At 74.4% G+C, this 23,808-nt stretch carries 16 protein-coding genes; 8 read left to right on the forward strand and 8 right to left on the reverse strand.

Annotated elements, in window-relative coordinates:
* Positions 1-3: 3 nt before the first annotated feature.
* The 5 genes from C569_RS0121960 to C569_RS0121980 all read left to right on the forward strand — a co-directional run bounded on the left by C569_RS0121960 (position 4) and on the right by C569_RS0121980 (position 8,423).
* Positions 4-2,568 carry a fibronectin type III domain-containing protein gene (locus C569_RS0121960; RefSeq protein WP_196806754.1) on the forward strand — a complete coding sequence of 855 codons (2,565 nt, stop codon included), beginning with the start codon at positions 4-6 and terminating at the stop codon, positions 2,566-2,568.
* Between the two features lie 24 nt (positions 2,569-2,592).
* Positions 2,593-3,588, forward strand: coding sequence for a MoxR family ATPase (locus tag C569_RS0121965; RefSeq protein ID WP_018787909.1), 996 nt, complete (start codon positions 2,593-2,595; stop codon positions 3,586-3,588).
* Positions 3,589-3,590: 2 nt separating this feature from the next.
* Positions 3,591-4,745 (forward strand): DUF58 domain-containing protein, encoded by a 1,155-nt coding sequence (locus C569_RS0121970; RefSeq protein WP_018787910.1) that lies wholly within the window; start codon positions 3,591-3,593, stop codon positions 4,743-4,745.
* Positions 4,739-6,973: a DUF3488 and transglutaminase-like domain-containing protein gene (locus tag C569_RS30775; RefSeq protein WP_051090519.1), complete on the forward strand. Its 2,235-nt coding sequence runs from the start codon at positions 4,739-4,741 to the stop codon at positions 6,971-6,973. The genes C569_RS0121970 and C569_RS30775 overlap by 7 nt, the downstream gene beginning before the upstream one ends.
* Positions 6,974-7,217: 244 nt before the next feature.
* The gene (locus C569_RS0121980; protein ID WP_155945585.1) at positions 7,218-8,423 is read left to right on the forward strand and encodes an MFS transporter; all 1,206 of its coding nucleotides are present in this window, start codon (positions 7,218-7,220) and stop codon (positions 8,421-8,423) included.
* A gap of 15 nt (positions 8,424-8,438) precedes the next feature.
* Here the strand turns inward: C569_RS0121980 and C569_RS0121985 are convergent, their stop codons facing one another.
* Both C569_RS0121985 and C569_RS0121990 read right to left on the reverse strand, forming a co-directional pair.
* Entirely contained in the window at positions 8,439-9,245 is an 807-nt protein-coding gene (locus C569_RS0121985; RefSeq protein ID WP_018787913.1) for an SDR family oxidoreductase, read from the reverse strand.
* A gap of 1 nt (position 9,246) precedes the next feature.
* A complete protein-coding gene (locus C569_RS0121990) occupies positions 9,247-10,221 on the reverse strand; it encodes an LLM class F420-dependent oxidoreductase (RefSeq protein ID WP_018787914.1) in 975 nt (324 codons plus the stop codon).
* A 199-nt stretch (positions 10,222-10,420) separates the two neighbouring features.
* Between C569_RS0121990 and C569_RS0121995 the strand changes: the two genes are divergently transcribed.
* On the forward strand, positions 10,421-11,260 hold the full coding sequence (locus C569_RS0121995; RefSeq protein ID WP_018787915.1) for a DUF1028 domain-containing protein: 840 nt from the start codon (positions 10,421-10,423) through the stop codon (positions 11,258-11,260).
* A gap of 4 nt (positions 11,261-11,264) precedes the next feature.
* On the opposite strand, the gene C569_RS0122000 is transcribed toward C569_RS0121995, so the two are convergent.
* Both C569_RS0122000 and C569_RS0122005 read right to left on the reverse strand, forming a co-directional pair.
* A complete protein-coding gene (locus tag C569_RS0122000) occupies positions 11,265-11,936 on the reverse strand; it encodes a maleylpyruvate isomerase N-terminal domain-containing protein (protein WP_018787916.1) in 672 nt (223 codons plus the stop codon).
* A gap of 6 nt (positions 11,937-11,942) precedes the next feature.
* Positions 11,943-12,824, reverse strand: a complete 882-nt coding sequence (locus C569_RS0122005; protein WP_026268479.1) for a phosphatase PAP2 family protein — start codon at positions 12,822-12,824, stop codon at positions 11,943-11,945.
* Between the two features lie 93 nt (positions 12,825-12,917).
* On the opposite strand from C569_RS0122005, the gene C569_RS0122010 reads away from it, so the two are divergent.
* Positions 12,918-13,601 (forward strand): DUF3159 domain-containing protein, encoded by a 684-nt coding sequence (locus C569_RS0122010; protein WP_018787918.1) that lies wholly within the window; start codon positions 12,918-12,920, stop codon positions 13,599-13,601.
* 287 nt (positions 13,602-13,888) lie between these two features.
* On the opposite strand, the gene C569_RS0122015 is transcribed toward C569_RS0122010, so the two are convergent.
* The gene (locus C569_RS0122015; RefSeq protein WP_026268480.1) at positions 13,889-16,786 is read right to left on the reverse strand and encodes a glycoside hydrolase family 48 protein; all 2,898 of its coding nucleotides are present in this window, start codon (positions 16,784-16,786) and stop codon (positions 13,889-13,891) included.
* A gap of 841 nt (positions 16,787-17,627) precedes the next feature.
* Between C569_RS0122015 and C569_RS0122020 the strand changes: the two genes are divergently transcribed.
* Positions 17,628-19,121, forward strand: coding sequence for a GH1 family beta-glucosidase (locus tag C569_RS0122020; RefSeq protein ID WP_018787920.1), 1,494 nt, complete (start codon positions 17,628-17,630; stop codon positions 19,119-19,121).
* 54 nt (positions 19,122-19,175) lie between these two features.
* Here the strand turns inward: C569_RS0122020 and C569_RS0122025 are convergent, their stop codons facing one another.
* Genes C569_RS0122025 through C569_RS0122035 form a run of 3 tightly spaced genes read right to left on the reverse strand, consistent with a single transcriptional unit; the run spans position 19,176 to position 23,648 of the window.
* Positions 19,176-19,589 carry a roadblock/LC7 domain-containing protein gene (locus C569_RS0122025; protein WP_196806755.1) on the reverse strand — a complete coding sequence of 138 codons (414 nt, stop codon included), beginning with the start codon at positions 19,587-19,589 and terminating at the stop codon, positions 19,176-19,178.
* A 5-nt stretch (positions 19,590-19,594) separates the two neighbouring features.
* A complete protein-coding gene (locus C569_RS0122030) occupies positions 19,595-22,246 on the reverse strand; it encodes a nitrate- and nitrite sensing domain-containing protein (RefSeq protein WP_026268481.1) in 2,652 nt (883 codons plus the stop codon).
* Positions 22,247-22,277: 31 nt separating this feature from the next.
* Positions 22,278-23,648, reverse strand: a complete 1,371-nt coding sequence (locus C569_RS0122035) for an FGGY family carbohydrate kinase (RefSeq protein ID WP_018787922.1) — start codon at positions 23,646-23,648, stop codon at positions 22,278-22,280.
* Positions 23,649-23,808 lie beyond the last annotated feature (160 nt).

The following is a 23,808-nucleotide window of genomic DNA, read 5'->3' on the forward strand; positions in this document are numbered from 1 at the left end:
CGGATGCGCGGCGGACTGGTCACCATCGGCACGGTGGCCGCGCTGCTGGCCGCGATGGGGCTGACGGTGCTGGGGCTGGGCGCGGCCGACAACGCGGTGGCGAGCTTCGACGCGTCCTCCTGGTTGTGGAGCACCACCCGCAGCGAACTGGCCCGGGTCAACGGCGTCACCGCGCGGGTGGACACCCGGATGGAGGTGCCGGGCGGGCGGCGGCACCAGATGCAGGTGGTGCAGACCGACCGGCTGCTGATCCTGCGCGATCTCCACACCGGCCGGGTCAGCTCGCTGGACCTGGCGACGTTGCAGATCACCGCGACCACGCCGACCGCGCCGGGGCTCGGGGTGAGCGTGGCGTTGCACGAGGACGCGGCGTTCGTGGTGGACGCGGTGCAGGGCATCGTCCGGCAGCTCGACCCGCGGGCGCTGACGCCGGTGGGCGAGCCGGTCCGCTACCCGCCGGGCATCACCGGCGGTACGTTCGACGGCGCCGGCAAGCTGTGGGTCGCGGTGCCCAGCGAGGGCACCGTCTCGGCGGTGACCGCCGCCGAACTGCCGGAGACGCCCGGTGAGGCGCCGCCCGCGGGGCTGAGCCCGAAGCGGGTCGAGACGTACGACGTGGCCGAGCCGGCGCACGAGCTGGTCGTGTCCACGCTGGACGAGGGTGTGGCGGTCCTGGACCGGACCTCGGCGTCGCTGGTGACGGTGGTCGGCGGGCAGACCCGGCGGGCGCAGCTGAGCATGACCGCGCCGGGGTACCTGCCGACGCGTACCAGCGGGCCGCAGGTGCCGGTCACGGTTCCCGGTGACCGGTCGGTGCACGTGGTGCGGGACAGCCGCGAGGTGAAGCGGTTCACGGTGCCCGGCACCGGCGCCCGGCTGAGCCCGGCGGTGGCGTGGGCGGGCCGGTTCTACTGCGCCGACGAGAACACCGGCACGGTGTACGCCTTCGACACCGAGGGGCAGCTCGTGCAGACCGTCAAGGGTTCCGGCCGGCCCGGCCCGGTCGAGCTGGAGGTACGCGAGAACCACCTGTTCATCAACCCGCCGGACTCGTCCACCGCGCAGGTGGTCGACGACCGCAACCGGGTGCGTGAGGTCGACAAGTACGCCAACGACGTGCTCGGTGGCGACCCGCCGCCGGTGGCCCCGCCGCCGCCCCCGCCGAAGAAGCCCAAGGTCGGCAAGCCGGGTGCGCCGAAGTCGGTGACGGCCGCCGCCGGTGACGCGTCGGCGCGGGTGAGCTGGCAGGCCGCCGCGTCCAACGGCGCCGAGATCACCCGGTACGTGGTGGAGGGCGCCGGTCGGACCCACCAGGTCGGCGCGAACCAGCGTGCGCTGGAGGTCACCGGTCTGACGAACGGTGCGACGTACACGTTCTCGGTGCACGCGGTGAACGCCAAGGGCGAGGGGCCGCCGCGGCGCAGCAACCCGGTGGTGCCGACCGCCGAGGTGCCGGACCCGCCGGCGTCGGTGGCCGCCGAGGCGCGGCCGGACGGCACGGTGCGGGTGAGCTGGCCCGAGGCCGACGGCCAGGGCAACACGATCGCGAGGTACGCGGTGACGGCGACCTCGGCGGGCGCGAGCGCCCCGGCGGGTGAGTCGGCGAAGACGGAGCTGGTGGTGCCGGCCGGGCAACTGGAGTACGGCACCCAGTACGCGTTCACGGTGACCGCAGTGAGCGACAGGGGGGCCGGGTCGAAGGCGTCGCCGGTGAGCAACACGGTGGTGCCGTTCACCACGCCGAAGGCGCCGACGGAGCTGCGCGCGTCCACGGTCGCCGACCAGCCGGGCACGGTCGCGGTGCAGTGGTCCCCGGCGGTGGACAACGGCCGCCCGGTGACGAAGTACGTCGTGGAGGCCGCCGGAAAGTCCGTCGAGGTGACCGACGTGCAGACCACGGTTGGTGGGCTGGGCAACGGCCAGAACGTGACGGTGAAGGTCAAGGCCGTCAACGAGGCCGGGCCGGGCCCGGAGGCGAGCACCACCGCGCGGACCGTGGCCGAGCCCCGGATCACGGTGACCGGCTCGTCGGCGGACGCCACGTCGGTGACCGTCACGTTCACAGTGGATGCGGGCGGTGGGCGCGCCACCTGCACGGCGGCGACCGGCGGGAAGACGGCGAGCGGCAGTTGTTCCAGCCTGCGGGTGACCGGGCTGGCGCCGGGTACCGCGTACACGGTGACGCTGACCGCGTCGAACGCCGCCGGCCGGGGCACCGCTTCCCGCGCGCAGACCACCGACCCGGTGTACGGCATCGCCACGTGCAAGAACGGCCCGTCGGGTGACCAGCGGACGTACTGCGACAGGGACGTGGCGGGCCGCAACGGCAACGAGATCTTCAAGGTGCCGCAGCAGGACAACGACCGGCAGGCCGGTTGGGTGCCGGACGGCCGGCGGCTGCGCACCTACTGCAAGGTGAAGGGCGAGAACGTGGACGCCTGGATCTACAACGACAACAAGCAGAGCACCTGGTGGATCCAGGTCGCCTACGAGGGCAAGACCTACATTCCGTGGGCCTGGCTCAACCTGGAGGGCGGCGACGACCTCGACGTCCTGCCCGCCTGCTGACCGCACCGTCCGAGAGGCACATCCGTGAATACGCACGAACCGCTGAGCCAGCCGGAGGTCCAGGGCTTCGCCGCCCTGGCCGCCCGGCTGGCCGACAACGTCAACGCGGTCGTGCTGGGCAAGCCGCAGGTGGTGCGGCTGGCGCTCACCGCGCTGTTCGCGCAGGGGCACGTGCTGCTGGAGGACGTGCCGGGCGTCGGCAAGACCACGCTGGCGCGGGCGATCGCGGCCACGGTGAAGGGGCAGTGGCGGCGGATCCAGTTCACGCCGGACCTGCTCCCCTCCGACGTGTCAGGGGTGACCATCTTCAACCAGGCCAGCCGGGGCTTCGAGTTCCACCCTGGGCCGGTGTTCGCCAACATCGTGATCGCCGACGAGATCAACCGGGCGTCGCCGAAGACGCAGTCGGCGCTGCTGGAGGTGATGGAGGAGCGGACCGTCACCGTGGACGGCGTCCGGCATCCGGTGCCGCAGCCGTTCCTGGTGGTGGCCACGCAGAACCCGGTGGAGATGGACGGCACGTACCGGCTGCCCGAGGCCCAGCTCGACCGGTTCCTGGTGAAGCTGTCGGTCGGCTACCCGGACGAGGCGGTCGAGGTGGAGGTGCTGCGCGGCGCCACGGTCCGCTCCCCCGACTCGCTCACCGCCGTCACCGACACCGCGACAGTCGGCGAGATGGTGAAGATGGCCCGGCGGGTGCACATCGCCGAGCCGCTCTACGCGTACGCGGTGCGGCTCGCCGCGGCGACGCGTACCCATCCGCAGGTGCGGGTCGGGGTGAGCCCGCGCGGGGTGATCGCGCTGACCCGGGCGGCGTGCGCGTACGCGCTGATCGACGGCCGGGGGTGGATCATGCCGGAGGACCTGAAGGCGCTCGTCGAGCCGGTGTTCGCGCACCGGCTGCTGCTCACCCCTGATGCGCAGGTGCGTGGTGTGACACCCGCCGAGGTGCTGCGCCAGGCGGTCGCGTCGGTGCCGGTGCCGCTGCCGTCGGGCCAGGCCACAGCGGTGCACGGCTGAGCGTGGGGATCACCGCCCGTGGCATCGGGCTGCTCGTCGCCGCCCTGGTGCTGCTCGGCGTCGGGTTCCGGTTCGCGTACCCGGAGCTGACGGTGCTCGGCGTGGCGGCCGGCGTGGCGGTCGGCTACGCCGTGGTGAACGCGGCCTGGCGGCCCCGGCTGAGCGTCGACCGGCGGGCCGACCCGGACCGGGTGGCCCGGGGTGAGCCGGCGGCGATGGAGCTGACGGTGCGCAACACCGGCCGGTTGCGGGCAGCGAACCTGGTGGCCGAGGACCGCTGCGCCGGGGCGCTGGTGCCGGTGCCGCTGCTGCGGTTGCGCCCGGGCCGGGACACCGTGGCGCGGTACGAGGTGCCGACGCACCGGCGTGGCGTGGTGCCGGTGGGGCCGCTGCGGGTGGTGCGCCGGGATCCGCTGGGGCTGGTGGCGCTGGCGCGCGGCTACGGCGGCACGGTGCCGGTGTGGGTGCACCCGCGTATCCACCCGCTCTCCGCGGTGCCCACGGGTGCCGGGCGCAGCCTGGACGGGCGCACCGACAGCGTGCCGCACGGGTCGATCACGTTCGACTCGCTGCGGGAGTACGTGGTGGGCGACGAGTTGCGGCGCGTGCACTGGCGCACCAGCGCCCGGGTGGGTGAGCTGATGGTGCGGGAGAACGTGGACACCAGCCTGCCGCGCCTGGTGGTGGTGCTGGACAACCGCGCGTCCGCGCACCCGGGCCGGGCCGGTGGTGTCGCTGAGTCGTTCGAGGCGGCGTGCGAGGCGGCGGCGTCCGTGGTGGCCGCGGCGGTGCGGGAGGACCTGCCGGTGCACCTGCTGCTCGTCGTACCGGCCGAGGTGGAGCCCGCGGGCGCGGCCGGGCCGCTGGACCGGCTCGCCGCGGTGGAGCTGGCGGGCGCCGGGCCGGACGTGCTGCCCGCCGCTACGAGCAGGCTGCGCCGGGATCGGCTCGGCGACACGCTGGTGTTCCTGACCGGGCCGGGTGGCCGCGACGACCTGGGGCACGTGGGCGCGCTGCGCGGCGCGTACCCCTCGGTCGTGGTCGGGATGTTCGGTGCGGACGGGCCGACGGCGGCCGGCGCGGCGGGCCTCACGGTGCTGGACGCGGCCGACGGCGCGGCGTTCGCCGCCGAGTGGGACGGGGTCCGCCGGTGGTGACGCCGCCGCGGACCGAGGCGGCGGGCCGCGTGGCCCGGGCGCTGCGGGCCACGCCGGTGCCGGCCGCGCTGATCGTGCTGGTCGCGCTCTCCGGCGTGGTGCTGGGCCGGGTGTACGCGGATCCGCTGCTGACCCGGCTCATGGCCGGCGCGGCGGCCGGTTCGGTGCTGGTCGGCGTGGCCGCCCGGCGGCTGCCGTCCTGGCTTGTCGCGCCGCTGTCGGTGGCCGCGCTGACCGGGTGGACGCTGCTGTCGCTGCGGCTGGCCGCCGCGCACGCGGCGCTGCCCGGCGGGCTCGGCGAGGTGACCGCCGACGCGGCCCGCAACGCGATCCCCCGGCTGCTCACCGCGATGATCCCGGTCGAACCGGCCCCGGACACGGTGCTGGTCCCGGTGGTCGCGGCCTGGCTGGCCGGGCTGACCGCCGCCGAGGTGGCGCTGCGGGCCGGGCGGGTGCTGCTGGGCTACCTGCCGCCGGCGCTGCTCTACGCCGGCGCGCTCTACGTGGTCGGGCCCAACGCTGATCCGGCGATCGGCCCGACGGTGCTGTTCGCGGCCGTCGCCACGGCCGGCCTGGCGGCCCCCGGGCGCCGGTCCGGACCGGCGCCCGGCCCGGTCGCCGGTCTCAGCCCCGCGGTACGCGCGGCGGTGCGGCTGCGGCTGGCGTCGGCGAGCGCGGCCGGGCTCGCCGTGGTGGTGGCGCTGGCGGCGTTGCTCGCCCCGGTGGTGGCCGCCCAGGTCGACGAGCGGCCGGTCGACCCGCGCCGCTACGTGGAGCCGCCCCGGGTGGAGTCGCTGGACGAGAACCCGCTGATCCGGATCTCCGGGTGGGCGCTGAACCCGGACCAGCGGCTGCTCGACGTGCGCACCGTCGCGGGCGCGGGCGACGGCGGGCCGCCGCGGATCCGGCTGGCGGTGCTCAGCGACTACGACGGGGTGACCTGGCGGGTCGGCGCCACGTACCGCAACGCGGGGCGGATCCTGCCCGCCACCGAGCCGGCTCCGGGCGCGGCCACCGACGAGGTGCGCCAGGAGATCACGGTCGGCGACCTGACCGGGCGGCTGCTGCCGGCCGTCCCCACGCCGCGCGAGGTGACCGGTGCGCGGGTGGCGTACGACCCGGCGACCGGGACGCTGATCCGGCCGGAAGGGCTCGCGCCGGGGCTGCGGTACGAGGTGTCCTCGGTGCGGGAGCGCCCGGACGCGAACCTGCTGAGCACGGCGAACGTGCCCGCCGGCGACGAGGTGGCCCGGGTGCTGCGGGTGGCCGACGGCGCGCCGGAGCCGTTGCGGAGGCTCGCCACCCAGCTCGCCGAGTCGAACGGCGGCCCGTACGCGCGCGCCGACGCGATCGCCATGTTCCTGGCCGAGCACTACCGGGTGACAGCCGACGCGCCCAGCGGGCACGCGTACCCGAACCTGGCGTTCTTCCTGTTCGGACCGCGTAACGGCGGCGGGCAGCGGGGCACCTCGGAGCAGTTCGCCGCCGCGTTCGCGGTGCTCGGCCGCCTCGCCGGCCTGCCGACCCGGGTGGTGGTCGGGTTCGAGCCCGAGGGCGACGGTCCGGTGCGGGCGGCCGACGCGTACGCCTGGCCGGAGGTGCTGTTCGACGGCGTCGGGTGGGTGCCGTTCGACCCGATGCCGCGCCCGGACTCCGAGCCCCGCCCGGTGGAGGAGGACTTCCGGCCGCAGCCGGAGGACCCGCCGCCGTCGGAGGTGCCCGCTCCTGCCGAGGAGCCCAGCGTCACGCCTCCGGCCGCCGCGCCCGCACCGGGCCGGGAGCGGGACGGCCCGGGTACGCCGGTGCTGGTCGGCGTCGGCGTCGGCGCTTTGGTGCTGCTGCTCGGCGCGGTGCTGGCGACGCTGGTCGTGTTGCGCCGCCGGTTGACACGCTCCCGTCTGGCAGTGGGCGATCCGGGCGAGCGGGTCGCGGGCGCGTGGCGGGAGCTGACCGACGCGCTGCGGCTGGCCGGGCACCCGGTCGGGCCGGACCTGGCGGCGGCGGAGGTCGCCGAGCAGGCCCGTCGGACGCTCGCCGAGGCCCGTACGGCGCGGCCCGGAGAGGGCGCGGCGAGCGACGACCCGGATGGCGCAGCGGTGGACGAGCTGGCCGCTCTGCTCAACCAGGCGGGCTTCGCGCCGGGCAGCGTCACGCCGGAACAGGCGGAACGGGCCGCACGGCTGAGTCAGGGTTTCGCCGACGCGCTGCGGGCGGCGCGGTCCCGGTAGGGACGGCTGTTGTGGACGGTCCACCCGGGTCCGCTACGGTGGCGACGCTGATGAACAGCCGTAACCGGATCGCCGGGCCGGTACCTCTACGAGCCGTCCTGAGCAGCTGCTGACCCTCCTGGTCGTCGAACGCCTGCGGGGCACCGGCGGCCGGCGTCGCGGAAGTAGGGTAAGCGGTGATCTGCATCAGGAACCGGCGTTTCGGTCTGCTCTGGAGCAGTACGCTCTTGTCCAACCTGGGCAATTGGCTGATGATCGTCGCGGTGCGGTCTACGTCTACACCATGACCGGGTCGACGCTCAGCAGCGGTGTCGCCTTCGTCGCGCAGACCCTGCCCGCGATCGTCTTCGCGCCCCTGGCCGGGGTGCTGGCCGACCAGTGGGACCGGCGCGCGGTGATGGTCGGCGCGGACCTGCTGCGCGCGGCTATCGTGCTCGCCCTGATCGTGGTCGACGATCCGGGCATGCTGTGGCTGCTCTACACGGTGATGTTCTTCGAGAGCGCAATCGGGCATGTCTTCCAGCCCGCAGCCCGGGCGGTGGTGCCCGCCATCGTCGGCCGGGGCAGTGACCTGGAGGCGGCGAACGCCTGGAACACGGTGGCGAGCGGCATCGTCCGCCTCGCCGGCGCACCCCTGGGCGGCGCGCTCTACGCCCTCGTGGGTTTCGACGCTCTGGTGCTGATCGACTCCGCGACGTACCTGGTCTCGGCCGTACTGATCTTTGGAATGGGCAGGCTGCGGGTGGCCGATGACTGGCACCGGCCGGACAGGTCGTCCTGGCTGGCCGCCTTCCGAAGGCAGATCCGGGAGGGACTGGCCTTCCTCTTCGCACATTCCGTCCTCCGCACGATGCTCGGCGTCTCCAGCCTCTTCCTGATGGCGAACGCCGCTCTGAACGTGCTTCTCGTGCCGTACGTCATCAGCGTCCTCGGCGGCGACGCCGGCGATGTCGGCGTGCTCATGGCCGCGCTGGGCGGCGGCTTCCTGGCCAGCGCGTACGTCGGCAACGTGCTGTCCCGTAGCGGTCTCCTCCGGCTTTCGTTCACCGGCTGCCTGGCGGCGATCACCCTCTGCTTCGCCGGGCTCTTCCTCATCCACCACTTCGCCGCCGCGCTGGTCTTCATCGCCCTCGCCGGCCTGCCCGGTGGCGCGTTGCTGATGCTGGTCCAGGTCCAGGTCCAACGCCATACCCCGGACCGCCAACTCGGCCGGGTCGGATCCGCCTTCTCCGCCGCCGAGATGGCCGCGACCGTCGTGGGTGCCTCGGCGGGCAGCATCGCCGGACAACAGTTGCCCCTCATCACCACGGTCTGGCTCGTGATCGGCGTGCTGGCGGCCAGCACAGCAGTCGCCGCCCTCCTGCTACCCACCCGGTCCGGACCGCCGGTGGCGGAGCCGACGGCGTCGGCACCTCGGCCGGCGACAGCCAGAACCGGTGGCGACGGCTGAATCGCCGTCGATCCGTCACGACTGAGGGAAGCTGGCGCGCAGCTTGCGGACGAGTTTGCGCAGCCCGGCCTGCCAGCCGTCCGGGTCCTCGGCGCGGCGGCGGGCGTAGTCGGCCACCTCCGGGTGCGGCAGGATCAGGAACCGTTCCTCGGCCAGCCCGGCGACGACCGCGTCGGCGACCTGGTCCGGGGTGAGGATCGTCCCGGACGCGGCGATCACCCGGGCACCCAGGTGCCCCTCGGCGAGGCCGTCGGCGAGCATCGGGGTGTCCACACCCTGCGGGCACAGCGCGCTGACCCGGATGCCGGCGTCCCGGTAGGTGATCGCCAGCCACTCGGCGAAACCCACGGCGGCGTGCTTGGTGGCGGTGTACGGGGCGTCTCCGACCGCCGTGAGCACGCCCGCCGCCGAGCAGGTGAGCAGCAGGTGGCCCTGGCCCCGGCTGAGCATCCCCGGCAGCACCGCGCGGGCGCTGTGCAGGTGTCCCAGCACGTTCACCCGCCAGGCCCGGTCCCAGTCCGCGTCGGGCGCGTAGATGCCGCCGCCGGTGGCCACGCCGGCGTTGGCGCAGAACAGGTCGATCCGGCCGTGGCGGCGCTCGGTCTCCTCGACGAGCGCGCGTACCGCCGCCTCGTCGGTGACGTCGAGCCCGGCGCCGCTCGCGACCGGGCCGATCGCCTCGGCGGCGGCGCGGGCCGCGTCGGCGGCCAGGTCGGCCAGGACCACCGCGGCGGCGCCCTCGGCGGCGAACCGGCGGCCCAGCGCCGTCCCGATCCCGCCGGCTCCACCGGTGATCACCACCACCCGGTCGGTCAGGTTCATCTCAGGCCACCTCTCCGGGGGCGAGCCGGGGCAGCAGGTCCATCCAGGCCGCCGTGCCGCCCTCGGTGATCTCGGGAGTGGGCAGCACCGCGAGCACCGGCACGTCGACGCCGTTGTCGGCGTACCGGCGGACGGCGGCCACGCACTGCTCGGGCGAGCCGTGCGGCACCAGCGCGTCGACGACCTCGTCCGGCACGGCCGCGGAGGCGCCCTTCCGGTCCCCGGCCGCCCACGCCTGCCACATCGGGCCGAGCGAGTCCTGGCGGCCCAGCCACCTGTGGAAGGCGGCGTACGCGGGCACCGTCAGGTAGCCGGTGATCATGCGGCGGCCCAGCGCGCGGGCGTAGGCGGCGTCCTCGGTGGGGCAGACGAAGATGCGGGCGGCGACCTCGAAGCCGGGCCGGCGCTCGCCCACCTCGGCGAGCGCGGTCGTCACGTCGTCGGCGGCCAGCCAGTTGAGGATCACCCCGTCGGCCTCGGCGGCGGCCAGGCGCAGCATGCCGGGGCGCAGCGCGGCCAGCAGGACCGGTGGCGGCACGCGGGGCGGGCGCTCCAGCGTGAACCGCCGGACCGTGAACGTGTCGAACGTCCCGTCGACTGTCTCGCCGCGCAGCGCGGCCCGCAGGAACCGCAGCACGTCCCGGGTTCGCTTGAACGGCTCGTCGAACGGCACCGCGTTCCAGTCGCGTACCACCACCGGCGACGAGGCGCCGACGCCGAGCGCGAACCGGCCCGGCGCGGCCTCGGCCAGCGCGGCGGCGCTCATCGCGAGCAGTCCCGGCCCCCTGGTGGACACCGGCGTGATCGCGGTGCCGAGCCGCAGCCGCGGCGACCACGCGGCGGCCAGGGCCAGCGGGGTGAACGCGTCCGTGCCCGCCACCTCCGACGACCAGACGTCGGTGAACCCGGCGTCGTCGAGAGCCGCGTAGACCGCGGCGTGGTCGGCGAGCGGGATGCCGCCCAGCGGCACGGTCATGCCCCATCGGTTCGTCACCCGTCGATGGTGCCCGTCCGGCACCGCCGGCAGCAAGATCCAGGCGAATATGGGTGATCCGCACCGAGGCGCAGAGAACGCGGCTGGACGGCGGTGACCGGCGGCGGCAAGACGCTGCTGACGAGGCCGTTCTGACCGGCGACGCCGGTGCCGGACGCCGCACCCGGGCTACGATCCGCGCGTGACCTTCTCGCTCGTCGCCCGCTCCGCCGACGGGCGTCTGTACGGCGTCGCCGTGGCCAGCCGGTTCCTCGCCGCCGGGGCGCTGGTGCCGGCGGCCGAGGCACTGGTGGGCGCGGTCGCCACCCAGGCGCACGCCAACCTCGCCTACCGGGCGCAGGCGCTCGCGCTGCTGCGTACCGGCGTCACCGCCACGGACGCGGTGGCCGGGCTCGTGGCCGCCGATCCCGGCCGCGACGACCGGCAGCTCGCCGTGGTCGGGGCGACCGGCGACGGGGCCACCTGGACCGGGCCGCGCTGCCATCCGTGGGCCGGCGGGCAGGCCGGCGACGGGTGGGCCGCGCAGGGCAACATCCTGACCGGTCCGCAGGTGATCGACGCGTTGCGCGACGCCTGGCTGACCGGCGACGAGCTGCCGTTCCCGCAGCGCCTGCTGGCCGCGCTCACCGCCGGTGACCGGGCCGGTGGTGACCGGCGTGGCCGGCAGAGCGCCGCGATGCTGGTGGTGCAGCGTCACGGCGGCTACGCCGGCACCGGCGACGAGCTGGTGGACCTGCGCGTGGACGACCACGCCGACCCGGTCGCCGAGCTGGGCCGTCTGCTCGGCATCCATCACATGCTGTTCGGCCGCCCCGACCCGGCGACGCTGCGTGACCTCACCGGTCCGCTCGCGGCCGAGGTGGCGGAGCTGCTCGCCACCACCGGTCACCCGGTCGGCCCGGCCGGTCTGGACGACGCGTTGGCGGCCTGGACCGGCCTGGAGAACCTGGAGGAACGCTTCGTGCCCGGCCGGATCGACCCGATCGTGCTGGAGCACCTGCGGCACTGCGCGGGGCGCTGAGCGGTCAGCCGCCGAAGGCCAGCCGGCCGATGCCGGCCCGGGTCAGCTCGGCGTGTTCGTCGGCGGTCAGCGGCAGCCGCCCGGTGGCTTTGCGCAGCACGGTGAGCGCGTCCCAGCCCAGGGCCGGCGGCACCGGCGCGCCCGCGGTGAGCACGCCGGCCACCGTGTCCGCGGCGGCCGGGGTCAGCCACGGCGGCAGGTCCAGCGCGTCGGCCAGGTCCAGGCCGTGCACCGCGACCTCCACCACCCGGGTACGCAGGAACTCCGGCAGCGTCATCGCGTCACCGTGCCGGGTGCGTACGACCTGGCCCGGCGGCGCGGCGGCGACCGCCTCGTCGGTGGCGCGCCAGGCCCGGCCGAACTCCGCCGCCACCGCCGCCGCACCCGGGTGCTCCCGGGCGGCACGGCGTGCGCCCTCGACGCGGTCCCGGTCGACCGGCGGGCTGAACTTGGCCGCGCCGAAGTAGGCGGGCGCGTCGACCTCGGCCCGGGGCGGGGCGGGTTCGGCGAGCATCCCGGCCAGGCGTCCGGCTCCGGTGCTCACGTGCGCGACCAGGTCCCGAACCCGCCAGGGCGGGCACGGGGTGGGCCGGTCCAGCGCCGCGTCGTCCAGGTCGCGCAGCGCCCGTTCCAGGCGTCCGCACTCGGCCCGGAACGCCGCCCGTACGGTCCGCACCGGCGGTCAGCCCTTCCAGCGGGGCACCAGCCGGTGCACCACGACCAGCACCAGCGCGGCCACCACGGCGACCATGCCGACGATGCCGGCCGCGCTGCCCGCGTACCCGACGAACAGCGGGCGGCGGCCGAGCGCCTCGACGGGGATGGTGGAGCGGTCGACCAGCCAGGACAGCGCCGCCGCGGAGACCAGCAGGGCCACCACGCCGATGCCGCCGAGCACGGCGCCGGCCACCCGGTGCGCCTCCCCCGGCTCCACCACCGCCTGCTCCCGCTGGAAGAACAGCAGCACCAGCCCGGCGGCGGCGGCCCAGGCGCCGACCACCAGGTACGCGGCGACCGCGTCACTGGGTCGGTGCCACCCGGCGGAGAGGGTGGCGACACCCGCGGCGGCGGCGTACCCGGCGCCGAGGAACGCCCCGGCGACCCGCAGCTTGCGCGGCAGCACCAGGATCAGCGCGACCGCGACCGAGGCCGCCACGGCGGTGTGCCCGCTGGGCAGGCTGTTGCCGGCCGCCGCGCGTTCCGGGTCGATCCCGAAGTCCGGACGGACCAGGTAGTACTTGAGCAGTTGGGTGGTCACGTTGGCGCCGGCGATCAGCAGCGTCGCGGTGACGGCGAGCGCCTTGCGCCCGCGGATCAGCGCGATGAAGCCGATCACGGCGGTCGCGGCCAGCAGCGACACCACCGACATGGCGTTGAGGATCGTGTCCACCGGACCGTCGATGCGGTCCTGACCGATCCGGTTGCCGGTGAGCGCCACCGTGTCCAGCCACTGACCCAGTTCGGTGTGCACGGCGAAGCGCCACACCAGCCCGAACGCGGCTGTCTGGATCAGGGCCAGTACGACCAACCAGACCGCCGTCCAACCCCTCGCCGTCTCCCGCACCCGGACAACTTAGCGGTAGGCCCGCTCCGGCGCGCGGCGGAGCGCCATCGGCGGCGGCGTACGGTGAGGCGGGCGATTTCGAGGAGGTGGCGCGTGACCGGCACGACGCAGCGGCAACCGGAGGACGGTCCGCGGCCGGAGTCGCTGGCCGACCTGCTCGGCGGCCGGCGCGGGGCGGTGGACGCGACGCTTCCCCCGCTGGCGTTCGGCCTCGGCTGGGTGCTCGGTGGGCTGGGCGGCGGCGTGCTCGCGGCGGTGCTGACCGGCACGGCGGTGGCCGGCTGGCGGTGGCGGCGCGGCGACCGTCCCCGCTCGGTGCTCGTCGGGCTGCTCGCGGTCTGCGTGGCGGCGCTCATCGCGTTGCGCACCGGCCGGGCCGCCGACTTCTTCCTGCTCCAGATCGCCGCCAACACGGCGAGCGCGCTGGCCTGGGCGGTGAGCATCCTGGTGCGGTGGCCGCTGCTGGGTGTGGTGGTCGGCACCGCGCTGGGCCAGCGGACCCGGTGGCGGCGCGACCCGGCGCTGCTGCGGGCGTACGGGCGGGCCAGCTGGGTGTGGGCCGCCACCTACGTGCTGCGGGTCGCGGTGTTCGTCCCGCTGTGGCTGTACGGGCAGGTGGTCGCGCTGACGGTGGCGCGGGCGGCGCTGACGTGGCCGGTGATCGCGGCGGCGCTGGCGGGGAGCTGGGTGGTGATCCGGCGCTCGCTGCCGGCCGGGCATCCGGGGCTGCGGCATCCGGTGGCGGGCACGGAGGGTGTGGCGGCGCGCACAGAATAATGGAGAGGCCGCCACGGGGGGAGCGGCCTCTCCGTCAATTACGGTACTCCGTTCAGCGCCCGGATGTGATCCCGTGGACCGCTGAATTTCCGTGCCTTTTCGCGCCATGGGTCGTCGCCGGGCGGAGTGGTGGGCCGGCCGGTCCGCTGCGTCGGCCGGACAGCCGGCCCACCCGGCCTGACCGTGGGCGTCAGGCCGTCCGCCGACCCGGCCGCTCCGTTCCCCCATCGGCCGGGTCGGCCTCCTCCGCGGGCGGGCTCTCACCCGCCCGCGGAGGAGAGGTCACCTCACCCCTGCGGGAAGTAGGTGCCGTAGTCGGCGTACGCCATGGCGACGTCCGCCTGCGCCCAGAACCGGTGGTAGTTGAAGACCGGTTCGGGACCGCCGTCCAGGTACGCCTGCACCTTCGGCCAGTCCGGGTCGTTCTTGTAGAACGACCGGATGTCCAGGAAGCTCTTGCCCGGGGCGATCACGTCGCCGTTGGGCATCTTCCCGGTCCAGCCGTTGGGGACGTAGAGACCCTGGCCGTTGGCGGCGTTGTAGACGTCGTCGAAGCGCCGGTAGTCGCCGCGCTTCTCCGGCGTCGAGACGCCCTTGCTGTCGGCGGACGCCGAGAGCGCGTCCAGCAGGCCCTTGGCGGTGTTCTTCGCCGCGGCGTTGCCGGACTTGGCCGCGTACGCGATGAGCGTGCGGGCGTAGGCGCCGGCGACACCGACGTCCTGACCCTTGACCGTCACCTCGACGTGCAGGTTGGTGTTCGGCTGCGGGCTGCTCGGGTTCCAGTTGGCCGGCTGGCCGGTCCACTTCATGTCCGACGGGATCGACCAGTTGGTGCCGATCGTGGTGTTGGCGATGGCCCACGGCACCCACTTGTCCAGCAGCGCCTTGGCCTTCGCGTTGCCGGTCTCCAGGTACAGCTCGGCGATGCGCTGCATCGACCAGGCCTGCATGCCGAACCACTGGTTCGACGGCGGGTCGTTGTAGACCGGGTCGACGTCGTAGTACATGCCGTAGAAGGTGGCGGTGCCGGCCGGCGGCTGGGCGTAGCTGCCGTCCCAGCTGTTGGTGGCGCCACCGGCGATGCCGCCCTCGGCGGACTGGAGCCAGGTGTAGAACTCCAGCTGCCGGTCGAGGCTCTTCTGCCAGTCGGAGACCGCGGTCGGCGACTTCGGCTTCAGCTCCGCGACGTTGGTCATGGCCCAGGCCGCGAACGGGTTCTGGTAGCCGAAGTGGTTGTGGCTCGAGCCGATCCGCCAGGACCAGTTCTGGCCCGCCTCGTACGCGCCGCCCCAGGCGTAGTACCAGGAGAGCAGGTAGTGCGCCGAGTCACGGCCGCTGCCGGCCGGGCAGGTGCTCGCCCCGACGCAGTTGCCGATCTTCTTGAAGTACTTGTCGAACAGCGCGTAGCGCAGGTAGTCGCCCATCTTGGCGGCCTTGGCCACGGTGGCCGCCACGTCGGCCTGCTTGCCCTGCGCCTTGGCCCAGGTCAGCGCCCAGTAGGCGGCCTGGACGGCACGCGCGTCGGCGTCCGGGGCGTTCGTGTACTTCCACTGCTTGGCCGGGGCGCTGGACTCCTTGACGAACAGGTCCAGGTAGCCGTTCGGGCCGCCGTGCTTGAACGTGTCGCAGGACGGCTGCGGCACGGTCTCCCACACCGACTCCTGGGTGCCCCGCTGGAACGTGTTGATGTACGCGGGCCGCGTGGTGCCGTCGCCGCAGCGGCCGAACCCGTAGGTGTTGTCCACGTCGAGCAGCCAGTGCATGCCGTAGATGTCACCGGTGCCGTACGTGGACTGCAGCTCCGAGCGCAGCGGGTCCTGGCCGACCGGCACGTTCGGCTGCAGGGCCGACGGGTACTGGCTGGGCAGGTTGTGCTCGGCGGCGTACTGCGGGGTGCCGGGCGAGCCGGCCGTCGCCTGGTCGGCGTGCGACGGGATGATGTACTTTTCCATCACCGTCCAGGCGTTGTTGAAGGGTGCCCAGTTCTGGGTGACCCGGCCGTACTGCGCCTCCAGCCAGAGCCAGAAGCTGAACGCCTCCGAGGTGGTCTCGTGGCCGTGGTCGGGCGCCTCGACGATGAGCGTCTCGATCGAGTGGTACGGCACACCCTCGGGGCTGAAGTAGCCCGAATTCTTGATCTTGCCGTACTGGTCGAGGAACTTCTTGATGTAGGCGTTGTCGCCGCCGGGGGTGTCGTTGTCCGCCTCGGTGGCGATGACGGCGATCGGGGCGTAGCCGGTGGCCGACGCGGTGACCGTGGCGGTGCCGCCGACCGTGTCGGAGTCCTCCGCGGCGGAGACCGTGGCGGCGACGCCGGTGCTCCAGTTGGCCGAGGTGAGCGTCAGCGAGGCCGGCGACACGGTGATGTCGCGGTCGCCGGTGACGGCGAGGGTCACCGGCACGCTGGCGGTGGGCGCCGCGCTGAGCGTGTACCGGACCGTGGCGCTGCCGCCTTCGGCGACGGTGACCGCCGACGGGCTGGCGACCAGCTTCGGCCCGCTCGCCGCGGTCACTGTGAACGACTTCTCCGAGACGGCCGTGCCGCCCGCGTTGTCGTACGCCTTGGCCTGCACGGTGTAGCTGCCGGCCGGCAGGTCGAGCAGGTCGTAGCCGTACGGCGCGGTGGTGTCGGTGTTGACCAGCAGGCCGTTGCGGTAGAACTCGACCTTGGTGATGGTCCCGTCGGCGTCGCTCGCGGTCGCGGTCAGCGGGACGTCCGCCGGCGCCTCGAACGGGCCGGACGGCACGGTCAGCGAGACCGTCGGCGGCTGGTTGGTCTGCGCGCCGTTGCAGGCGACACCGTTGAGGGTGAACGCGGTGGGCTTCGGGTTGCTGCCGCTGTAGCTGCCGTTGAAACCGATGCTCGTGGACGCGCCGGTGGGCAGGCTGCCGTTCCACGACTCGTTCGTCGCGGTGACCTCGCGGCCGGACTGGCTCCACTTGGCCGACCAGCCCTGGGTCACGCGCTGGCTGCTGTTCGGGAAGGCGAACTTCAACGACCAGTTGTTCAGGGCGTCACCCAGGTTCTTGATGGTGACGTTGGCGGTGAACCCGTTGTTCCAGTCGGTCGTCGCGTAGGTCACGTCGCAGGCGGGCGCGGCCTGCGCGGCGCCCGCGGGCAGGGCCACCCCGCCTATGACGAGGGCGGTGGCGGCGACCATCGCCGTACGGCGACGTCTGGCCAGAAGTCTCATGTGGGCGGTGTCTCCTCGGACCGGGCCGGGACCTCGGGCCCCGGCAGGGCGCCTCTACGCGCCGACGGGGCGTACGCGGGGGGACGGAGGCGTCCGGAAAGGTGGTCGTCCCGGCCGTGCCGGGGATCGGGCGCCGCACCGGTTCGTCACCGGGTGCCCTCGGCGGCCCGCGCTCGCGTTCACTGGCTCCGCGTGGCGTGACGAGAGTGTGCCATGGAAGCGCTCCCACCACAACGGCCAGCGCAGATATGCGCTTCCATGTTTCGATCTCGTTTAGGGGCTTTTCCAAACCCGTGACGGGCGTTACAGTCGCAACATCCCGATGGGAGCGCTTCCATCGACGGAGATGCAAGTACTGAATCGCCGGGTGCACCAGTGCCCGGCGCGTCGGCCCGAGGCCGACGGCGGACCAGCCCGGACGCCGCCGCCGGCCGTCACCCGCCAGACGGAGGGAGGTGGAACCAGAGCCACTCGCGTGGCCCGGCTCCCGCGCGACGCGCACGACGGACGCCAATCCCACTTCGTGCGTGTGTGCACCATCGGTGGGGACGGGGGTTGCCCTCCCCCGTCCCCACACTAAACCCCCGTTGTCGACGGCAAAAGAGGCCGACGGGACCGGCGTGACACGCCACCCGGACGGCCTTTCTCGCTATCCACCCCACCCCTCGCCGCTCGCGACGCTCCCGAGCGACGCCCCCGCCCACCCCACGTTCCGGCCGCCCGCCGGCCGCGCCGCGCCCGCGCCGCGTCCGCCGGATCGGGGCCGGCCGCCCCTGGCTATGCCCGGAGCGCTCCCGGCCCAGGGCGGCCCGTCACTCCGAGGAGAAACCTCATGTCGTTACTCACCCGACGGCGCCTGCTCCGCCGCGCCGCCCTGTCCGCGACCGCGGCCGGCGCGGCCCGGTCCGGACTCGCCGGCGCCACCGCGGCCGGGACCGCCACGTCGACAGTCGCGCTCAGCGGCTGCGACAGCCCGCCCGAGCGCACCACCGACCCGGAGCCGGACCGCGGGCTGCGCTTCCCCGACGGCTTCGCCTGGGGCGCGGCGACCTCGGCGTACCAGATCGAGGGGGCCGCGAAGGAGGACGGGCGGGGTGAGTCCGTCTGGGACACCTTCAGCCACACGCCGGGCCGGATCCGCAACGGCGACACCGGCGACGTCGCGGCCGACCACTACCACCGGTACGCGCAGGACCTGGACCTGATGCGCGACCTGGGGCTGCGCAGCTACCGGTTCTCCATCTCCTGGCCCCGCATCCAGGCCGACGGCTCCGGCCGCCCCAACCAGCGCGGCCTCGACTTCTACCGCCGCCTGGTGGACGGGCTGCACGAACGCGACATCGCGCCGATGGCCACGCTGTTCCACTGGGACCTCCCCCAGGCCCTCCAGGACGCCGGCGGCTGGGAGAACCGGGACACCGCCGAACGCTTCGCCGAGTACGCCGACGCGGTGTTCCGCGCCCTCGGCGACCGGGTGCCGGTCTGGCTGACCATCAACGAGCCGAAGACGGTGGTGCAGAACGGCTACATCTGGGGCCACCACGCGCCGGGCATCCGCGACGAGGACGCGGCGTACCTGGTCGCCCACCACCTCCAGCTCGCCCACGGCCTCGCCGTGCAGGCGCTGCGCGCCTCCGGCCTCAGCGGCCGGATCGGCCCGGCGCTCAACCTGCACCCCTGCTACCCGGCCGACGACTCGACCGAGTCGGCCGCCGCGACCCGGCTGCACGACGGCTACGAGAACCGCCTCTACCTCGACTCGATCTTCAAGGGCGCGTACCCGCAGGACGTGCTGGACGACCTCGGCCCGGACAGCCGGATGGTCAGTGGCGTCCGGGACGGCGACTTGAAGATCATCTCCAGCCCGGTCGACCTGCTCGCCGTGCAGTACTACACGCCGATCTACGTCACCGGCGACGGCGGCACGGTCCGCAAGTGGCCCACCTCCGAGGCGGAGTGGCAGCAGATCTACCCCGAGGGCATGTACGACATCCTGACCCGGGTCACCCGCGACTACGGCCGGGTGCCGATCACCATCACCGAGAACGGCCTGCCCTGCCCCGACGTGCCCGGCCCGGACGGGACCGTCGACGACGCCGGGCGGGTCACCTTCCTGCGCGACCACTTCGCCGCCGCGCACCGGGCCGTCGGCGACGGGGTGCCGCTGGAGAGCTACCACGTCTGGTCGCTGCTGGACAACTTCGAGTGGGCCGAGGGGTACGAGCAGCGCTGGGGCCTGGTCTACGTGGACTACGCGAGCCAGCGACGGGTGCTCAAGCGCAGCGCCCACTGGTACCGCGACGTGATCCGCCGCAACGGCCTGTGAACCGGTGCGCGCCCCGGCCGGCGATGGGCCGGCCGGGTGCGCGCGTCGGGTGGATCAGCGCGGCAGCGCCTGCTGCAGCTCGGCGCGCAGCGCCGGGGTGAGCATCTCGCCCGCCTGCTTGGCCAGCCGCGCCATCTCGTAGCCGACCACGCCGATGTCGGCGTCCGCCCCGGCCAGCGTGGCCAGGATCGAGCCGTCCCGGATCTGCATCACCAGGAAGTAGCCGCGCCCCATCTCGACCACCGTCTGCTTGACGACGTCACCGTCGAACATCTGGGCCGCACCGGCGGTGATGCTCATCAGGCCGGAGGTCACCGCGGCGAGCTTGTCCGCGTGGTCGCGCGGCAGGTGCGCCGAGATCGCCACCAGGAGGCCGTCGGACGACACCACCACCGCGTGCGCCACCCCCGGAACACGCTCGGCGAACGCGTTCACCAGCCAGCTCAGGTCGCGTGCCTCCTGGCTCAACGTCGTCACTGTCGTCGTCCTCCTTCATCGCGCGGCAGGTACATCTCGGTGGTCTCCTCGGCCTCGGCCCGCCGTACCCCGCTGTAGAGGCGCGACAGCATGCCGCCGACCGCCTCCGGGTCCGGCTCGTGCCGCACCACCGGGCGGCCGGCCGGGACGGCCGAGGTGAGCTGGGCCATCGGCACGCGTACCGGAAGACCTCGTTCGTTCGTCCCTCCGGTCACCGGCGTCGCCGCCGGTGCCGGCGGCACACCCGGCGCCGACGCGGCGGGCCCCTGCCGGCTGAACCACCCGCCGGCCGCCGCGCCGGCATCCGGCGTCAGCACGTCCTCGGCCCGTGCCGGGCGGGGACGCGGCACGGTCACCGGCGCGGGGGCCGGCGCCGGCGCAACGGCACCGTCGTCCGACCCGTCGCCCAGCGGCCGGCCGGTCAGCGGGGACACCGGCAACGCCGCGGGCTGGCCCGGCGCCGGACGCCATCCGGCCACCGGCAGCTCCGCGGTCGCCGCCGCGAGCGCACCGGACGCGGTGACCGGGCCGGAAAGCATCGGCTGCGCCATCCCGCGCCCGAACCGTTCCGGCACCGGCCGGCCCGCCTCCGGCGCGGGCGCCTCGGCCAGCAGCTCGACCGGGATCCGCACCCGGGCCACCAGGCCCTCGCGCCCGGCCCGCAGTTGCACCCGTAAGCCGTTGCGGGCGCTGAGGTGGCTCACCACGAACAGGCCCATCCGTTCCGAGGCCGACACGTCGGCGGCCGGCGGCTCGGCGAGCACGGCGTTCGCCTCCGCCAGCGCCGTCGGGCTCATCCCCAGCCCTTCGTCGACGATCTGCACGAGCGCGCCCCGGCCGTCCGGCTCGACGACCACCCGTACGGCGGTGTCCGGGCGGGAGAACGCGGTGGCGTTCTCCAGCAGCTCCGCGAACAGGTGCACCAGGTCGCCCACCGCGTGCCCGACGACGTGCAGGCCGGTCCGGTTCTCGTGGCGCACCCGCTGGTACTGCTCGATCTCCGCGCTCGCGGCCAGCAGCACCGCGCCCAGACCCACCGGGCGGTTCCACCGCCGGGTCGACTCGGTGCCGGCCAGCACCAGCAGGCTCTCGTCGTTGCGGCGCATCCGGGCGGCGAGGTGGTCGAGCTTGAACAGGTTCTCCAGCTGCTCCGGGTCGCTCTCCTCGCGTTCGAGGTCGTCGAGCAGCTCCAGCTGCCGCTCGACGAGCACCTGGCTACGCCGGGCCAGGTTGACGAACATGGCGTTCACGTTGCGGCGCATCATCGCCTGCTCGACCGCCACGTCGACGGCACTGCGGTGCACGGCCACGAACGCCTCCGCCAGCTCGCCGATCTCGTCCTGCGAGTCGATCACCGAGGGCGGTACGTCGATCGCGCCGATCGGGCGGTCCACGGTACGCAGCCGTTGCAGCGTCAGCGGCAGGTCCACCTGCGCGATCCGCAGCGCCTGGCCGCGCAGCTGCCGCATGGCACGGGCCACCGACCGGCCGACCAGCAGCGAGATCAGCACCGCGACCAGGAGCACGGTCGCGATCGCGCCGGCCACCAGCAGCGTGTCGCGCAGCTGGCGGGCGCTGGCGTCGTCGGCCTGGCGTACCGCGTCGGCGACGATCTCGCTCTCCAGCTGGCGGAACAGCTCCTGCCGCTGCTCGCTGGCCGCCCACCACTGGGTCGCGTCGAGCAGGGCCGGCCCGGCGCCACCGCCGGGCAGTGTCCGCTCCTCCATCCGGGTGGCGGCGGCGAAGGCCGGGTCGACGGAGGTGCGGTCGTAGCGGCGGATCTGGTCGGCGGTCGCCGCGACCCGGAACGCGCCGAGCGCGGTGAGCTGCTGGGCCCGCAGATCGCTGAGCGTCACCTGGTCGTCGGCCTCGTACCGGCCGGACCGGGCGGCGGCGTAGAGCTCGGCGCGGATGCGCGAGGACAGCTCCTTGACCCGGGACAGCTGCACGTACCGCAGCACCGCCTCGGTCAGCTCCTGCCGGCCGCCGCCGGGCGACGGCTCCGCCAGCAGGTTCAGCAGCGCCGCGACCGACCGGTGGTAGTTGCTCAGCACCGTGTCGCTGGAGAGCACCGCCGGCGCCACCGCCGCCCGGATGTTCACCACCTGGTCGTACGCCTCGAGCGCCTCGGAGTAGGACACCCGCCAGGCGGCGTCGGCGTCGGCCAGCGGCGCGGCGGCGACGCGCAGCTCGGCCATCGCCCGGTCGGTGGCCTCCTGCAGCGGGGCGAGCGCGGCGACCGCGGCGTCCCGGTCGGCGCCGGGGCGGCGCAGCGCGGCCAGTTCGCCGGCGGTGCGGTCCCGCTCGTGCTGGAGCCGGTCGACGACGGCGGAGATCTGCTGGCCGATGCCGACCTGCTCGGCGAAGGCGCTGAGCGTGGTGGTCTGCCCGACCAGCCCCCGGGTCTGGATGCCGGCCAGAACGAGGAACGCCAGTGAGGGGATCACCAGCACCGTGGCGAGCTTGGTGCCCATCCGCCAGTCCCGCAGCCGCAACCCGGAGCGCCGCCGGTGCGGCGCGGGGGCCGCACCGCGAGCCGGGTCGGGACCTGCGCCCACGGTTGCCTCCTCGTCCCGCCCCACCACGTCGGGGAGCGGAGTCCATCCAATCAGGCCGCCGGTCGGTGTCAACGGCCGCCCGGACGGCATGACCAGGACGGTCAGCGCCACTGGTGGACGGTCACGTGTGCCAGGCGGCCTCGTCCGTCCGGCCGACCCCGGCGATCTCGTCCGCCTCGGCGAGCCGGCCGAGCGCGACGAGCGCGGCACCGGTGGCGCCGATCTCCGGGTTGCGTTGCCAGCACACCCGGCGGGGCGCGAGCACGTCGAGGAACGCACCGCGCCACCACGGCGAGGCGGTCAGCGCCCCACCACCGAGGATCACCTCCATCGGCTCGCCGACACCGGACTCCAGCAGCGCCAGGTCGTCCGCGACGAGCCGGCACAGGCCGCTCATCAGCCCGGCCAGGATGTCCACGGCGGTGGTGCCGAAGCTGAGTCCGCGCAGCTCCCCCGAGCCCGCCGGGGCGATCCCCGGTGGCCGATCGCCGCCGAAGCGGGGGTTCGCCCGCACCGAACCGGTGACGCGGTCCAGCGCCGCCTCCAGTTCCCTGCCCTCGGGCAGGCGCAGCTCGCGCGACGCCCAGGCGAACAGGTTGCCGCCGCTGGAGTACGCCGCGCCGGTCACCACGTGATGGTGGTCGACCCGGTACCGCCAGAGCTGCTCCGGCAACGGCGGCGGCTCCGAACCGGCCGGCACGGCCTGGATCGTGCGGACCGCCGCGGAGGTGCCCACTGTGACCGCCGCGCGGGTCGGGTCGACACAGCCGGAACCGACGTTGGCGGCCGCGCCGTCGCCGACCGGCGGCGCCCATCGCGCACCGGCCAGCTGCGGCCAGCGCCGCGCGTACGCCGCGTTCAGCCGGCCGTGCCAGCCGTCCGGGGCCAGCCGCAGCATCTGCTCCGGGCGTACGCCGGCCAGCTCGCACGCCTCCGGATCCCAGTCGAGGCGGCGCAGGTCGAGCAACCCGGTGCCGGAGGCCAGCGAGATCGACATCGGCGCGTCGTCGAGCAGCGTGCCGAGCGTGTACTCGGCGAGCCCGGTGAAGCCGGCGGACCGGTCGACGCGCTCGCGCAACCACGGCAGCCGCACCGACCAGTAGCAGCGGTGCCACCAGGCGCCGGTACGCCTGTGGAAGTCCTCCGGATCGGCTGGCCCGGTCGCACCGGGCAGCGGCTCCGGCCGGGTGTCCAGCCAGGTCAGCACCGGACCCGACGGTGTGCCGTCGGGCGCCACCGGCAGCACCGAGTGCCACTGCGCGGAGGTGGCCACGAGGTCCACGTCCCGCAGGTGCCCACCGGCGGCCAGCTCGTCCAGGCACTCCACCAGGCAGGCCAGGTAGGCGGGGCCGTCGAGCGTCCCGGTGCCGTCGTCCCCGGTGACCAGGCGCACCCGACGCCGGGCCAGCGCGCCCGGACGCGGCACGGCGTCCGCGTCGAGCACCAGGCCGCGCACCGAGGAGGTGCCCAGATCCAGAGCGAGAATGTCCATCGCCGGTCAACCTACCCGGCGGGACCGGCGATCACGCCAAGATCCGTACCCGGTGCCCCGCGATCGGGTTCCACGGCGCCTGTCGATCGCGTACAGTGACCGTCATGCCCGCGCACCTGTCCTGCTGGTGGCCCGCCGACCCGGCGGCCCACCCCCGCGC

This window comes from Micromonospora sp. CNB394, from assembly GCF_000374985.1.
Lineage (GTDB): Bacteria > Actinomycetota > Actinomycetes > Mycobacteriales > Micromonosporaceae > Micromonospora > Micromonospora marina.

Bases quoted from the DNA above. Each gene is read 5' to 3' on its own strand.
- C569_RS0121960 (WP_196806754.1), top strand. From the start codon at position 4: ATGCGCGGCGGACTGGTCACCATCGGCACGGTGGCCGCGCTGCTGGCC.
- C569_RS0121985 (WP_018787913.1), bottom strand. From the start codon at position 9,245: ATGAACCTGACCGACCGGGTGGTGGTGATCACCGGTGGAGCCGGCGGG.
- C569_RS0121990 (WP_018787914.1), bottom strand. From the start codon at position 10,221: ATGACCGTGCCGCTGGGCGGCATCCCGCTCGCCGACCACGCCGCGGTC.
- C569_RS0122020 (WP_018787920.1), top strand. From the start codon at position 17,628: ATGTCGTTACTCACCCGACGGCGCCTGCTCCGCCGCGCCGCCCTGTCC.
- C569_RS0122030 (WP_026268481.1), bottom strand. From the start codon at position 22,246: ATGCCGTCCGGGCGGCCGTTGACACCGACCGGCGGCCTGATTGGATGG.
- C569_RS0122035 (WP_018787922.1), bottom strand. From the start codon at position 23,648: ATGGACATTCTCGCTCTGGATCTGGGCACCTCCTCGGTGCGCGGCCTG.